General features: G+C 63.3%; 12 protein-coding genes. 9 read left to right on the forward strand and 3 right to left on the reverse strand.

Annotated features, from left to right (window positions below; translation table 11 throughout):
- The first annotated feature begins 18 nt into the window (after positions 1-18).
- On the forward strand, positions 19-1518 hold the full coding sequence (locus NKH01_RS27385; protein WP_353023301.1) for a xylulokinase: 1500 nt from the start codon (positions 19-21) through the stop codon (positions 1516-1518).
- On the opposite strand, the gene NKH01_RS27390 is transcribed toward NKH01_RS27385, so the two are convergent.
- On the reverse strand, positions 1508-2470 hold the full coding sequence (locus NKH01_RS27390; RefSeq protein ID WP_031193335.1) for a sugar-binding transcriptional regulator: 963 nt from the start codon (positions 2468-2470) through the stop codon (positions 1508-1510). The two genes, NKH01_RS27385 and NKH01_RS27390, sit on opposite strands and share 11 nt — an antisense overlap.
- A 292-nt stretch (positions 2471-2762) precedes the next feature.
- Here NKH01_RS27390 and NKH01_RS27395 point away from each other — a divergent pair, with 292 nt between their 5' ends.
- From NKH01_RS27395 to NKH01_RS27415, 5 genes are all read left to right on the forward strand, one after another.
- Positions 2763-3746 (forward strand): ABC transporter permease, encoded by a 984-nt coding sequence (locus NKH01_RS27395; RefSeq protein WP_502895879.1) that lies wholly within the window; start codon positions 2763-2765, stop codon positions 3744-3746.
- 149 nt (positions 3747-3895) lie between these two features.
- Positions 3896-4834 (forward strand): sugar ABC transporter substrate-binding protein, encoded by a 939-nt coding sequence (locus tag NKH01_RS27400; RefSeq protein WP_352484098.1) that lies wholly within the window; start codon positions 3896-3898, stop codon positions 4832-4834.
- Between the two features lie 33 nt (positions 4835-4867).
- Positions 4868-6376 (forward strand): sugar ABC transporter ATP-binding protein, encoded by a 1509-nt coding sequence (locus tag NKH01_RS27405; RefSeq protein ID WP_023716792.1) that lies wholly within the window; start codon positions 4868-4870, stop codon positions 6374-6376.
- A gap of 126 nt (positions 6377-6502) precedes the next feature.
- Complete coding sequence (locus NKH01_RS27410; protein ID WP_353023303.1) at positions 6503-7267, forward strand: SDR family oxidoreductase; 765 nt, start codon at positions 6503-6505, stop codon at positions 7265-7267.
- 8 nt (positions 7268-7275) lie between these two features.
- Complete coding sequence (locus NKH01_RS27415; RefSeq protein ID WP_352845922.1) at positions 7276-8061, forward strand: glucose 1-dehydrogenase; 786 nt, start codon at positions 7276-7278, stop codon at positions 8059-8061.
- 55 nt (positions 8062-8116) lie between these two features.
- Here the strand turns inward: NKH01_RS27415 and NKH01_RS27420 are convergent, their stop codons facing one another.
- A complete protein-coding gene (locus NKH01_RS27420; RefSeq protein WP_352850417.1) occupies positions 8117-9193 on the reverse strand; it encodes a D-alanine--D-alanine ligase family protein in 1077 nt (358 codons plus the stop codon).
- A 292-nt stretch (positions 9194-9485) separates the two neighbouring features.
- Positions 9486-9668 (reverse strand): hypothetical protein, encoded by a 183-nt coding sequence (locus NKH01_RS27425; protein WP_352850419.1) that lies wholly within the window; start codon positions 9666-9668, stop codon positions 9486-9488.
- An 85-nt stretch (positions 9669-9753) separates the two neighbouring features.
- Between NKH01_RS27425 and NKH01_RS27430 the strand changes: the two genes are divergently transcribed.
- The 3 genes from NKH01_RS27430 (at position 9754) to NKH01_RS27440 (ending at position 13857) form a co-directional block, all read left to right on the forward strand.
- Positions 9754-10728 (forward strand): ABC transporter substrate-binding protein, encoded by a 975-nt coding sequence (locus NKH01_RS27430; RefSeq protein WP_353023306.1) that lies wholly within the window; start codon positions 9754-9756, stop codon positions 10726-10728.
- Positions 10729-10801: 73 nt separating this feature from the next.
- Positions 10802-11878 (forward strand): quaternary amine ABC transporter ATP-binding protein, encoded by a 1077-nt coding sequence (locus NKH01_RS27435; protein ID WP_023716786.1) that lies wholly within the window; start codon positions 10802-10804, stop codon positions 11876-11878.
- On the forward strand, positions 11875-13857 hold the full coding sequence (locus NKH01_RS27440) for an ABC transporter permease (RefSeq protein ID WP_353023308.1): 1983 nt from the start codon (positions 11875-11877) through the stop codon (positions 13855-13857). The genes NKH01_RS27435 and NKH01_RS27440 overlap by 4 nt, the downstream gene beginning before the upstream one ends.
- Positions 13858-13901 lie beyond the last annotated feature (44 nt).

Raw genomic sequence — 13901 nt, forward strand, 5'->3', positions numbered from 1 at the left:
CCGCCGGATCTCCGCCTGATGGACGATATCGTAATCGGGATCGACGCCTCGACCACGGCCGTGAAGGCGATTGCCTTCACCCGCGACGGCGAGGAGCTGTTCCAGGCGCGCGAGACTTATCCGCTTTCAAATCCGAAGCCCAGCCATTTCGAGCAGGACGCCGAACATTGGTGGACGGCGCTGCTTGGCGCATTGAAGCAGGTCACTGAGGCGGTCGGCGCTTTCCGCGTGGCGGCGATCTCCATTGCCCACCAGCGCGAGACCTTCACGCTGGTCGACAGCGCCGGCAAACCACTTATTCCGGCGATCCTGTGGCTGGACGAACGCGCCCGGCCGCAGGTTATCAGGCTTTCGGCCGAACTCGGCCGCGAGGCGATCCGCGACTGGAGCGGCAAGCCGCCGGACCCGACGCCGGCGCTCTACGCCATCGCCTGGCTTGCCGAACACCAGCCTCAGGTGCTTCACCAGGCAGCGGCACTGGTCGACGTGCACGGTTTCTTCGTCCAGCGGCTGACCGGGCGATTGGTCACCTGCACCGCAAGTGCGGATCCGCTCGGGCTCCTCGACGTCGAGAGAGGTACCTGGCATCCCCGCCTCGTTGCGGCCGCCGGACTGCAGATGGAGCAATTGCCCGACCTGGTCGCGCCGGGCGCAATTTGCGGCGGGCTTTCCGCAACCGCGGCGCAACTGACCGGCCTGAGGGCCGGCACGCCGGTCGTTGCCGGCGCTGGGGACGGCCAGGCGATGGGCCTCGGCATGGGCGTCTACGGCGAAGGCAAGAGCTATCTCTCGCTCGGCTCCGGCGTGGTCAGCGGCTGCTATTCCGGCAAGGTGAAAACCTCGGACGCCTTTCGCACGCTGGTCTCGCCGACCGGTTCCGGTTTCATGCTGGAGACAGTGCTGCGTTCGGGCATGCAACTGGTCGACTGGATTGTCCGCACGACCGGTTCGCCGTCGGCGGCAGCACTGGAGAAAGCGGCGCTGGAGGTTGCCGCTGGCAGCGAGGGCCTGCTCGTCATGCCCTATTGGGCCGGCGTCATGAGCCCCTATTGGGATGGTGCCGCGCGTGGCGCCATTGTCGGCCTGTCGCTCGACCACCGGCCGGAGCATCTTTTCCGCGCTGTCCTGGAAGGCATCGCCTTCGAGCAGGCCGTTGCCACCGAGGCCATGGAAGCCCAGGCCGGCGGACAGGCGGCGATGATTGCCGCCGGCGGCGGCACCAATTGCGTACTCCTCATGCAGATCATGGCAAGCGTGCTCGAGCGGCCGATCTCGGTTTCGCCGGTCAACGAAGCCGCCGCACTCGGCGCCGCCATGCTGGCGGCCGCCGCGGTCGGCTGGTTTGCCTCGCCGGAAGCCGCCGCAAAGGCAATGGCTGCCGCTCCCACCATGCATGTCGACCCGGTCGATGGACTTGTTGCCGGCTATCGCGGCCGCAAGGCAATCTACCGCGATCTCTATCAAGCGACGCGCGATATCCACGTGCGGCTGAGTGCTCTCAACGCGACTAGCGGTTGAGCAGCCCCTTTGCCGCATCCTCGTCGGTGATCAGAACCGATACCTTGGTGTTGGCGAGTGCTGCCCGCATGATGGCAATCTTTTCCTGCCCTCCCGACACCAGGATGATGCTCGGGATATCCGACAGATCCTGCAGCGGATAGGCACAGACGCGGCGGTTCACCTCGTGGTCGACCGGGCGGCCCTCGGCGTCGATGAAATGACACAGAATATCGCCGACGGCGCCGGCCGCCTGCAGTTCCTCGAGTTCGCTTGGCTTGATGAAGCCGTAATTGGCGATCGGGCTGTCGTTGGAAAACGAGCCGACGCTGAGCACGGCAATGTTTGCCCGGCGTGCACGGAAGACAACGTCCTGAACGCTGCGCTGGCTCATGAACGCGTCGCGCTGTTCCGGCCGGTCGGCATAGACCGGCACCGGCAGCAGGAAGCACTCCGCACCGATCTTCTCGGCGAAATCCCAGGCGCTTTCTGTCGGGTTGAGCGGCTGTGCATGGGTCAGGCCGCCAAGCATCGAAACCACCGTGGTCCTGGCGATAGGCCGCCTTGGCAACTCATTGATGGCGAATTTCAGCGTCCGCCCCCAGCCCAGCGCAATGACATCGCCGGCATTCACATGGTCGGCCAGATAGGCGGCGGCGGCGTGGCCGATCATCAGCGGTGCGTTGCTTCGGTCGGCAGCCGACGGCACCACAACAGCCTGGCTGAGCCCGAACCTCTGCTTGAGGCTTTCCTCCAAAACCACGCATTCGACGACGCTGTCGCGGATGCGAAACTGGACGACACCCTCTTCGCGGGCGGCGGAGAGAATGCGATGTACCTTGATGCGGCCGACGCCGAGAATTTCGGAAATCCGCTCCTGTGTAAGACCCTCGACATAATAGTGCCAGGCGGCGCGGGCCTTGAGTTCGGCGTCGGGAAAGCGCGAGGCTCTTTCGTTCTCTACGATCGTCATCTGTTTGCCTTGCCGCAGCCGCCGGCTCTGCTCATGATATTCCAATCCGGCGACTTCGAAATGCCCAAGATTTCCGAGACCTTGCGTAAGGCAAACCGGCGGACAGCGCAAACCGTCGTCGAATGAAACGGCAGGCCTTGACAATTTTCCGACGAACAGTTTAGCTGAACAAAATTGCATGTTAAAGATAAATTGTTCACATGGAGGGGCCTGGTGAACAAAGTGGCCCGGTGATGCAGCGCCGGATTGCTGTGGAGGAGACGAAGTGGCTGTGAGCAACGACGCAAGCGAGTTGAAAGCAGGCTCTGGTACGCAGGCCACGACGGGCGCAAAGTTTTCGGCTGTCTTTGCCGGAACCATGGGCCCGCTGATCGGGCTGGTCCTGCTGTGCCTGGCGCTCTCGCTGACCACCGATACGTTCCTGACCATCCGCAACATCCTCAACGTGCTCGACCAGGTTACCGTACTCGGCATCATGGCGATCGGCATGACGCTGGTCATCCTGATCGGCGGCATCGACCTGTCCGTTGGCTCGGTGCTGGCGCTGGCTTCCATGGTGATGGGCTTCGTCGCCCATCCGGACTATCTCAATCTCGGCCTGCCGGCCGGCATCGCCGCAGCCCTCGTCGTCGCCGGCCTTTGCGGGCTGGTTTCGGGCCTGCTGGTGACGGTCACCAAGCTGCCGCCCTTCATCGCCACGCTGGCCATGATGTCGGTGGCGCGCGGTCTCGCCAATATGATCACCGACGGCTCGCAGATCGTCGGCTTTCCCGACTGGTTCACCAGCCTGTCGATCATCCGCCATTTCGGCTTCCTGTCGGTCACCGTCGGGCTGATGATCGTGCTTGCCGTCATTTTCGCGATCTTCCTGAATTATCGCGCCACCGGCCGCAGCCTCTACGCAATCGGCGGCAGCGCCGAAGTCGCCCGGCTGTCCGGCATACCGGTCAAGTCGCTGACAAACTGGGTCTATACGATCTGCGCCGTGCTGGCCGGTCTCGCCGGCATCGTGCTTGCCGCCCGGCTCGATTCCGTCCAGCCGAGCTCCGGCCTTGGCTACGAGCTCGACACCATCGCGGCGGTGGTTATCGGCGGCGCCAGCCTGTCGGGCGGCGTCGGTTCGATCGGCGGCACAGCCATCGGCGTCCTCATCATCGGCGTGCTGCGCAACGGACTGAACCTGCTCGGTGTCTCGCCCTTCATCCAGCAAGTGGTTATCGGCGTGGTGATCGCGCTGGCGGTGGCCACCGACACCTGGCGGCGCAGAGCACAATGAAAAATGGGGCACAATGAAGAATTGGGCTCAATGAGATTCACCCGGATATTCGGGCGAAAACGGATCGGTGATCCGAAACTGGGAGTTGTTCGGCCACGGGGCGCCGCGATGCGCGGGCAGGACAGATTGAACATCAACGGAGGAATAACATGCTGACTAAACGTTCATTGCTGCTTGCCGCCGCGGCCATCATCCCGCTGCTTAGCCTGTCCGACATGGCCTCGGCCAAGGAAGCCAAGAAGCTCGGCCTCGCCGTCGCCAATCTGCAGGCCGACTTCTTCAACCAGATCAAGCAGTCCGTCGAAGCCTACGGCAAGGAAAAGGGCATCGAGGTCGTCACCGTCGACGCCAAGGGCGATTCGGCGACCCAGGTCAGCCAGGTGCAGGATCTGATCACGCAGAATATCGATGCGCTGATCTACATTCCGGCCGGCGCCACCGCCGCCACCGTGCCGACCAAGACGGCCAAGGCTGCCAGCATCCCAGTCATCAATGTCGACCGCAACGCCGACGGCGCGCCCGGCGACACCTTCATCGCCACCAATAGCGTGGCATCGGCGAAAGCGGTTTGCGACTACATCGCCAAGCAGGCCGGCGGCAAGGGCGAGCTGATCATCATCCACGGCCAGAAGGGTACGACGCCCGAGGTCGATCGCTCGAAGGGCTGCGGCGAAGCGCTGAAGGGCTATCCCGACATCAAGGTCGTCGGCGAATTGTGGAGCGAAGGCTGGCACCAGGACGAAGGTTTCAAGCTGACGCAGGATCTGTTGCAGTCGCATCCCGACGTGTCGATCGTCATCGGCCAGGCCGATGCGCTGGCGCTCGGTGCGGCGCAGGCGGTCAAGGTCGCCAATCCCGGCCACAAGGTCTGGGTTGCCGGCTTCGACGGCGACGTGGCGGCGCTCAAGGCGCTGAAGGACGGCGTCTTCGACGTGACGGCGACGCAGCAGACCCAGGGCATGGGCCGGCTTGCCGTCGATGCGGCAATCAAGCTGGTGGCCGGCGAGACCATTCCCGCAGAACAGCTGCAGGATGCGACGCTGACCACCAAGGACAATGTCGAGCAGTTCATCGCCAAGCATCCCTGATTTAGACCAGTCCGGCAGTCGACGAGCGCAACAATGTCCACCGAACCTCGCCACACGCACAGCCCCAATCTGGGTCTCGTCGTCAGCGGCCTCTGCAAAAGCTACGGACCGGTGCAGGTCCTGGCCGATGCGAGCTTCGAGGTGCGGCCGGGCGAGGTCGTGGCGCTGCTTGGCGAAAACGGCGCCGGCAAGTCCACCGTCTCGAACATCATCGCCGGGTCGACCAAGCCCGATGCCGGCACCATCACCTGGCGGGGGAACGCTTATTCCCCCGCCAATCCTGCCGCGGCGATCGACGCCGGCATCGGCATGATCCACCAGGAGCTGAAGCTGCTGCCGGATCTGTCGGTCGCCGAAAACGTCTATGTCGGGCGCCTGCCGATGCGCGGCGGCCGCATCGACCGCGCGGCAATGAATGCACGGGCATCAGCCCAGTTGAAGCGCCTCGGGCTCGATGTCTCGCCCGAGCGCAAGGTGCGCACGCTGCGTATCGCCGCCCAGCAGCAGGTCGAGATTGCCAAGGCGCTGACGCTCAATGCCGAGCTGCTGATCTTCGATGAACCGACGGCCGCCCTTGGCGGCGAGGAAACGGAGCTCCTGTTCCAGCAAATCCGCAAGCTCAAGGCGGAAGGCATGTCCTTCATCTATATCAGCCACCGGCTGGACGAAATCGCCCAAATCGCCGACCGTGTGGTGGTGATGCGCGACGGGCGCATCGTCGCGCGGCACGAGCGCGCCGACATTCCGGTGCGCACCGTTGTCGAGCAGATGGTCGGCCGCAGCGTCGAGCGGATGTTCCCGACTTTGTCGGCGCCCCGCAACGACACGCTGCTCGAGGTCGAGAACCTGTCCTCGCCGGAACGCAGTTTCCAAAATGTCAGCTTTTCGGTGCGGGCCGGCGAAATCCTCGGCATTGCCGGCCTGATCGGTGCCGGCCGCACGGAGCTGGTGCGGGCGATCGCCGGTGCCGATCCGATCTCATCGGGCTCGGTGCGCGTCGCCGGCAAGCCGGTGCATCTCAATGGGCCGGCGGCGGCGATCAAGGCCGGCGTCGTGCTGGTGCCGGAAGACCGCAAGGCGCAAGGCGTGGTGCTCGACCAGACGATCGGCGAGAATCTGGCGATCGGCAATTTCGACCATGTCGCGCCGAATGGCTGGGTGTTCCCGAAGGCGGTGCAGAAATTCGCCGAGGCCGGTATTCGCCGGCTCGGCGTCAAAGGCCGGCCGAACCAGGCGGTCAGCAAGCTTTCAGGCGGCAACCAGCAGAAGGTGATCATTGCCAAATGGGTGTCGCGCCCGCCCAAGGTGTTTATCCTGGACGAGCCGACGCGCGGCATCGACGTTGGTGCCCGCGCCGCGATCTACGATGTCATCGCCGACCTTGCCCGTTCCGGCATGGCGGTGGTGGTGGTGAGTTCCGACCTCGAGGAAGTGCTCGGCCTGTCGCATCGCGTGCTCGTGCTGAGCCGCGGCCGTCAGCGCGGCATTCTCGACCGCAGTGACGCGAGCAATGTCGCCGTCATGGAACTCGCCACGAGCTAGGACAGCCCATCGAAACAAAGCGCAGCAGGTGGTATCCTCCCGGGCACCAGACCGCGCGGGGCGCCAGCAACAGAGTTGGCGCCCCTTTATTTCCGGAGGACGGCGGTTGGAGGAGAGGGACCGACGATGAAACTATTCGATCTTCATGGTGACGTGGCACTTGTGACAGGCGCCGGCAGCGGCATCGGGCAAGCAATCGCCATCGGCCTGGCCGAGGCCGGCGCCGACATAGCCTGCTTCGGCCACGCCTCCAAAGGCGGGCTGGAGGAGACCGCACACCAGATCACAGCACGCGGCCGCAAGGCACTGGTGCTGACTGGAACGGTGACCTCAGAGGCCGATCTGGCGGCTGCGATCGAGCGTACCGAGGCCGAGCTCGGCGCGCTGACGGTCGCCGTCAACAATGCCGGAATCGCCGGAGCTGAGCCGGCAGAGACGCTGTCGCTGGAAAAGTGGCAGAAGCTCTACGACGTCAATGTCAGCGGCGTGTTCCTGTCCTGCCAGGCCGAGGCCCGTGTCATGCTGACGCGGCGCAAGGGCTCGATCATCAACATCGCCTCGATGTCGGGCTCGATTGTCAACCGCGGCCTGACGCAGGCGCATTACAACTCGTCGAAGGCCGCGGTCATCCACATGTCGAAGAGCCTCGCCATGGAATGGGCCGATCGCGGTCTACGCGTCAACGTCGTCAGCCCCGGCTATACGCTGACCCCGATGAACAAGCGACCGGAGGTCGCCGACCAGGTCAGGATCTTCGAGCGCGACACGCCGATGGGCCGCATGGCGGCGCCGGAAGAGATGGTCGGCCCGACCGTGTTCCTGGCCAGCCGCGCCGCGAGTTTCGTCACCGGCATCGACCTGATCGTCGATGGCGGCTTCGTCTGCTGGTAGGAGAAAAAATGCAGAAGCGATTCCAGGGAAAAACGGCGGTCATCACCGGCGCGAGCGGCGGCATTGGCGCGGCAATGGCCAGGCGCTTCGCGGCGGAAGGTGCTGCGGTCGTCGTCAGCGCCATCGACGCGCGCGTCGAAGAGGTTGCCGCCGATCTGAAGACTGCGGGCGCCAAGGTCGCGTGGATGCGCATGGACGTGACCAAAAAGGAAGAGGTCGTCGCGCTTTACGACCTGGCCGAGCAACAATTCGGCCGCATCGACATCTCCGTGCAGAATGCCGGTGTCATCACCATCGCCAGGATCGAGGCGATGACCGAGGCCGAATGGGACAAGGTGATGGCGGTCAACACCAAGGGCGTGTTCCTGTGCTGCCAGGAGGCGATCGCGCGCATCCGCAAGCATGGCGACGGCGGCCGGCTGATCAACACGGCATCCGGCCAGGCGCGGCAGGGTTTTATCTACACGCCGCATTACGCCGCCTCGAAATTCGGCGTCGTCGGCATCACCCAGAGCCTCGCCAAGGAAGTGGCCAAGGAGAAGATCACCGTCAACGCGATCTGCCCCGGCATCATCGACACCGATATGTGGGCCTATAACGACGCCGCGTGGGGCAAGTTGATGGGCGACTACAAGCCCGGCGAGCTGATGGCCGAATGGGTGGAGAACATCCCGATGGGCCGCGCCGGCAGCGGCGAGGACGTCTCCGGCCTGGTCAGCTTCCTCGCCAGCGACGATGCGGCCTACATCACCGGGCAGACCATCAATGTCGATGGCGGCCTGATCATGTCGTGAGATACGACACAGGCCAACGTTCCATCCGCCGGATCTGAAAGCCGCTTCGCTGCATTCAGGCTGCTCGGCCGGCCCGCGCCAATCCATGTTCCACGAGCCGGTCGATGATTTCGGAATAGCTGACGCCGCTTGCCGCCATTGCCTTGGAGTACATGCTGATATCGGTGAAGCCGGGGATGGTGTTGATTTCATTGACCAAGAATTGCATGTCCGGTGTCAGGAAAAAGTCGATGCGCGCCATCCCGTCACAGCCGACGGCTCTGAAAGCCCTTGCAGCCACATCCCGCATGCTTGCCTCGACCTCGGGCGGCAGTTCGGCCGGCACTTTTAGCGCCGCGCCTTTCTCGTCGATGTATTTGGCATCGTAGCTGTAGAAACCGTGGCTTTCCGCCGGCACGATCTCGCCTGGCCGCGAGACGAACAGGTCGCCTGCCGGGTCCTCCAACACGCTATATTCGATCTCGCGCCCATGAACGAATTCCTCGGCCAACAGCTTGCAATCGTGCTGGAAGGCTTCAGCAAGCGCTCCATCGAATTCCTGGCTGGCATTGATCTTTCCGACGCCGACAGACGATCCCTGACGCGCAGGTTTGATGAAGAACGGCAGGCCGAGTTCGCTTTCTAGTATGGCGAGGGCAGGCGCCGCACCTTCATAGACCGTCACTGAGCGCGCGATTGGCAGACCCGCCGCTTTCAGGAGCCGCTTGGTGATATCCTTGTCCAGTGCGGTTGCTGAACCCAGGATGCCGCAGCCGGCGAGCGGCACCAGAGCCACCTCGGCCACCCCCTGTACCGAGCCGTCTTCGCCATGGGGGCCGTGCAGGACGGGAAACAGGATGTCGATCGTTGGCAGATCATAGGACGTGCCGTCGGCCGGGATCGCCATCATCCGTCCGCGCCCACCCGGAAGCAGGCAAACTTCCGTGCCGCCTGCAGGTTTCGCGAGCTTACCATCCTCAAAACTGCTCAGCAGCCACTGTCCTTCGCGCGTGACGAAGATTGGGACGGCATCGTATTTGGCAGGCAGCAGCGCACGCATGACATTGGTTGCTGAAAGCACCGAAACGTCATGCTCGGCGGAACGTCCGCCAAAGAGCACGGCAATGCGCAGTCTGTTCAAGGAAGAGGTCATGCAAGCCTCGGAGACGATCTGGTGTTGAAAGGGTCAGAAGCCGACGGCGATACCGCGGTTGGCGAGGAAATAAGGCGCTCTGGTCTGCTGCATTGTGTCGATATCCTGTCGTCGCGGCTGGTAACCCGATGACTGGCAACCTTGGCTTTTTTCGAACCGATCTAAGGGTTCATGCAAAAAGACGGGCCGTGAAATTGGCACCGGCGTTAATCGTTGCGCCACGTGAACGTTGGTATATATAATTTCATCTCATGAAAGTGGCTCTGGCAAATTACAGAGCCAACAGCCGAGATCATGGGACTTTGATGGTTTGCACCTCAAGACCGGCGATCGATCCGTGGATCACTGCCTCGGCAGCAATCGTTCGGCAGTCATGACGCGGCCGGTCCCGCCACATCTTCACCAATTTGGGCACCACGCCGTTTTGCGCCTGCATCCGCTTCGGCAGCATTGTGGCGCCGACGGCCTTGCGCAACGACCAGCTTTTCCAACACAATCAAAAAAAGACGCAAGAAGGGAACGAACGATAACGTCCACCAGAGCTTGACAGGAGAACAAGCATGTCACTTCGGAGCATGATTTCGAAACTATCAATGGGAGCCTTGGCGCTTGCCGCAGCAAGCGCGCTGACACTACCGGCACAAGCAGCGGCGCCGGAATCCAACGACCCGATCAAGATCGCGCTGTTCGACTGGACCAGCGTCAATCTGAACGCCAAGATCCTCGGCGGCATCCTCGAAAAGCTCGGCTATACCGTCGAGTACCCGACCGCCGACTATCTCTCCAGCCTGACCACCGGCCTGACCAATGGCGACATCGATGTCGGCATGGAGTTCTGGGACACGACGGCCGGCGAAGCGATGAAGGCCTCGGATGCAACCGGCCAGACCGAACGCCTCGGCAAGCTCGGGCCCAAGGCCAAGGAGGAATGGTGGTTTCCCGAATATATGAAAGAGAAATGCCCGGGCCTGCCGAACTGGGAGGCATTGAAGGACCCGAAATGCGCCGAGGCCTTTTCGACGGCGGAAACAACACCGAAGGGGCGCTATCTCGGCGGCCCTGTGACATGGGAAGGTTTTGACGACGAGCGCGTCGAGGCGCTGAAACTGCCCTTCACCGTCATCCATGCTGGCACCGATGCAGCGATGTTCGCCGAACTGGACTCGGCCTATCAGCGCAAGGCGCCGATCATGCTGTGGATCTATTCGCCGCATTGGGCACCGGCCAAATACAAGGGCGAATGGATCGAATTCCCCGACTATACTGTAGAGTGCTACACCGACCCGAAATGGGGCGTGAACCCCGATGCGAAATACGACTGTGGCAAGCCGCATGGCGAGATCTGGAAATATTCCTGGGCCGGCATGAACGACAAATGGCCGGTGGCCTACAAGGTCGCGAAAAACTACACGGTCGACACCGACGAGCTCAACAAGATGAGCGGTGAGATCGATCTCGAAGGCAAGACGCCGGAAGACGTCGCCGCCGCGTGGATCGCCGCCCACGAAGCGGACTGGAAGGCCTGGGCCGAGTGACCGTCTGACTGGAAATCCGACGGCCCGGCCATTCGTGGCCGGGTCTCGATCCCTATTCCAGAAGGACGATTGCATGACCGATACGATTGAACGCGCGGCGAAAGCGGGCAACGATGCCCGCCCGATAAAGCTTGCCTGCCGCAATGTCTGGAAGCTGTTCGGGGCGGACGCGGCCAATTTCATCCGCCGGCGCGACGGCAAGGCCAGCCTGGCGGACATCGCCGCTGCCGGACTGGTTGGCGCGGTGCGCGCCGTCGATCTCGAAATCCGGCAAGGCGAGATCTTCATCATCATGGGACTTTCGGGATCAGGCAAGTCGACGCTGGTGCGCTGCATGTCGCGGCTGATCGAGCCGACCCACGGCAAGGTCGAGTTTGAAGGCAAGGACCTGCTCAAGATTTCCGATGCCGCGCTGATCGAGCTGCGACGCCACCGCATGGGCATGGTGTTCCAGAATTTTGCCCTGCTGCCGCATCTCAACGTACTGGAGAACATCGCCTTTCCCTTGGGCATCCAGGGGCAGGACCGGCCGACGCGCGAAAAGCGGGCTCGCGAGGTCATCGAGTTGGTCGGCCTGCGCGGCCGCGAGCATTTCTATCCACGCGAGCTTTCCGGCGGCCAGCAGCAGCGTGTCGGCATCGCCCGCAGCCTCGCCACCAAGCCGGAAATCTGGTTCCTCGACGAGCCATTCTCGGCGCTCGATCCGCTGATCCGCCGTGAGATGCAGGACGAGCTGATGCGGCTGCAGACCATGCTGCACAAGACCATCGTCTTCATCACCCATGATTTCGACGAGGCCATCCGGCTGGCCGACCGGATCGCCATCATGAAGGACGGCGAGGTCATCCAGATCGGCACGCCGGAAGAGCTGGTGGTCAACCCGGCGACGGATTATGTCGCCGAATTCACCCGCGACGTCGACCGCGCCAAGGTGATCTCGGCCAAGAGCCTGATGCGCGCCTGCGACGGCGCTGAACATGGCGGCACGGTCGCGCCGGATGCCAAGATCGCCAGTTTCTCGGCAGATATCGTCTCTGCCGGCAAGCCCTTCGCGGTGGTCAACGGCACCGGCAAGCCGATCGGCGAGGTAACGCCGCAGGCGGTGATCGATCTTCTCGCTGGCATCGAACGTCCCGGAGCCGGCGCATGACGGTCACGGCAAGCGCGAGCGCAGTGAGGCCGCGGCAGGGTCAGACCTGGCTGGTGATCTGGGCCTGCGCGCTCGCCGCCGTGCTTGTTGTCTTCCTGCTGCAGGAAAGCCTGCCCTGGACGGTCAATTACCCAGCCAATGCCGTCATTCCCGTCGCCGACTGGGTCAGCGCGCTGATGAACTGGCTGAAGTCGAACTTCTCCTGGCTGACGCGCTCGCTCACCGCCGTGCTCGGCGTGCCGCTCGATTTCGCGCTCAATCTTCTCGCCAAGAATTTCAAGATCGGCCATGGCGCGGATATGATCGTCTTGCCGCGCCTGTCCTGGGTCGGCGTCTGCGCTGCCGCCTACCTTGCCGGCCGCGCTGCCGGCGGCTGGAAGCTGGGCGCGCTGGTCGGCGGGTGTTTTCTCTACATCGCGCTGTTCGGGCAGTGGACCAGCGCCATGCTGACGCTGGGCCTGATCTCGATCGCTGTGCCGTTTTGCATTGTCACCGGGCTGTTCGCCGGCATCTGGGCATGGCGCAAGCCTTGGGCAGAAAGGCTATTGATCTCCCCTGCCCTCGATCTGATGCAGACGATCCCAACCTTCGCCTATCTCATCCCGATGCTGCTTTTGTTCGGCAACAGCCCAGTCTCGGCAATGATCGCGACGGCAATCTTCGCGACACCGCCAATGGTGCGGGCGACGATGCTGGGCCTGTCGCGGGTGCCGTCGGAGATCGACGATTTCAGCGAGATGGCCGGCTGCACGGCACGGCAGAAGCTGTGGCGGGTGCTGTTGCCGTCGGCGCGGCCGACGCTGATGGTCGGCGTCAACCAGGTTATCATGCTGGCGCTCAATATGGTCATCATCGCCTCGATGATCGGCGCCGGCGGCCTCGGCTATGATGTGCTTTTGGCGCTGCGCGCGCTCAAGGTCGGCGAGGCGATGGAGGCAGGCCTCGCCATCGTCGCACTGGCAATTGCGCTCGACCGGCTGAGCCAGGCGATCGCGCACAATCAAGCCAAGGGCCATGTCTATCAGGACGTGAGCCCGAGCTTCTGGCGTCGTTATCCCAATCTGACGCTGGCCGTTGCCATCCTTGCCGTCAGCACACTGTTCGGCCTGTTCGTGCCGGCCTTCGCCGCGGTGCCGAAGGCGATCACCTTCACCACCGCACCTTTGTGGAAGGCGGCGGTGAACTGGATCACGATCAACTTCTTCGACACGATCGAGGCGTTCCGCGTGGCGCTGATCCTCAATGTGCTGAACCCGGTGCGCGCCTTCTGCGAGGGCTTTCCGTGGCTGGGCGCGGTTTGTCTCCTCGGCCTTGCCGGATACCAGCTCGGCGGCTTGCGCCTCGCCGCCCTGGTCGCGGCATTGACAGCGTTCTGCGCCGTCACCGGCCTTTGGGAAAAGACCATGGCGACGGTCTACCTGTGCGGCATCTCGGCCTTTATCGCTTGCCTGATCGGCATCCCTATCGGGCTGATGGCATCGCGCAGCGACCGCTTCGAAAAGATCGTGACGCCGGTCATCGACACGCTGCAGGTGCTGCCGTCGTTCTGCTTCATCATTCCGGTGGTGATGCTGTTCAGAGTCGGCGACGTCACCGCGATGATCGCCACCGTCGCCTTCGCCGTGGTGCCGGCCATCCGCTACACCAATCACGGGATCCGGCAGGTGCCGCCGGCGCTGATCGAGGCGGCGAAGGTTTCCGGCTGCACCAAGCGCCAGACCTTCTTTCGCGTGCAGCTGCCGCTGGCGTTGCCGGAGATCATGCTCGGCGTCAACCAGACTATCCTGATGGCGCTGGCAATGATCATCATCTGCGCCATGGTCGGCACCCGCGATCTCGGCCAGGAAGTGTTCATCGCCCTGTCCAAGGCCGATTCTGGCCGCGGCATCGTCGCCGGCCTGGCCATCGCCTTCATCGGCATCGTCGCCGACCGGCTGTTCAATGCATGGACGGCCAAGGCGAGAGCGAGGCTGGGATAGCCGGGAATAGGACGGCCACAGGAAGCTGCCGCTAATGGCGCCCC

Origin of the sequence: Mesorhizobium sp. M1403 (assembly GCF_040317695.1) — a bacterium.
In the GTDB taxonomy this organism is placed as follows: domain Bacteria; phylum Pseudomonadota; class Alphaproteobacteria; order Rhizobiales; family Rhizobiaceae; genus Mesorhizobium.

What these genes read in the sequence shown, in the direction of transcription:
- NKH01_RS27400 (WP_352484098.1), top strand. Translation starts at nt 3,896, where the DNA reads ATGCTGACTAAACGTTCATTGCTGCTTGCCGCCGCGGCCATCATCCCG.
- NKH01_RS27435 (WP_023716786.1), top strand. Translation starts at nt 10,802, where the DNA reads ATGACCGATACGATTGAACGCGCGGCGAAAGCGGGCAACGATGCCCGC.
- NKH01_RS27405 (WP_023716792.1), top strand. Translation starts at nt 4,868, where the DNA reads ATGTCCACCGAACCTCGCCACACGCACAGCCCCAATCTGGGTCTCGTC.
- NKH01_RS27390 (WP_031193335.1), bottom strand. Translation starts at nt 2,470, where the DNA reads ATGACGATCGTAGAGAACGAAAGAGCCTCGCGCTTTCCCGACGCCGAA.
- NKH01_RS27440 (WP_353023308.1), top strand. Translation starts at nt 11,875, where the DNA reads ATGACGGTCACGGCAAGCGCGAGCGCAGTGAGGCCGCGGCAGGGTCAG.
- NKH01_RS27385 (WP_353023301.1), top strand. Translation starts at nt 19, where the DNA reads ATGGACGATATCGTAATCGGGATCGACGCCTCGACCACGGCCGTGAAG.
- NKH01_RS27415 (WP_352845922.1), top strand. Translation starts at nt 7,276, where the DNA reads ATGCAGAAGCGATTCCAGGGAAAAACGGCGGTCATCACCGGCGCGAGC.
- NKH01_RS27410 (WP_353023303.1), top strand. Translation starts at nt 6,503, where the DNA reads ATGAAACTATTCGATCTTCATGGTGACGTGGCACTTGTGACAGGCGCC.
- NKH01_RS27430 (WP_353023306.1), top strand. Translation starts at nt 9,754, where the DNA reads ATGTCACTTCGGAGCATGATTTCGAAACTATCAATGGGAGCCTTGGCG.
- NKH01_RS27420 (WP_352850417.1), bottom strand. Translation starts at nt 9,193, where the DNA reads ATGACCTCTTCCTTGAACAGACTGCGCATTGCCGTGCTCTTTGGCGGA.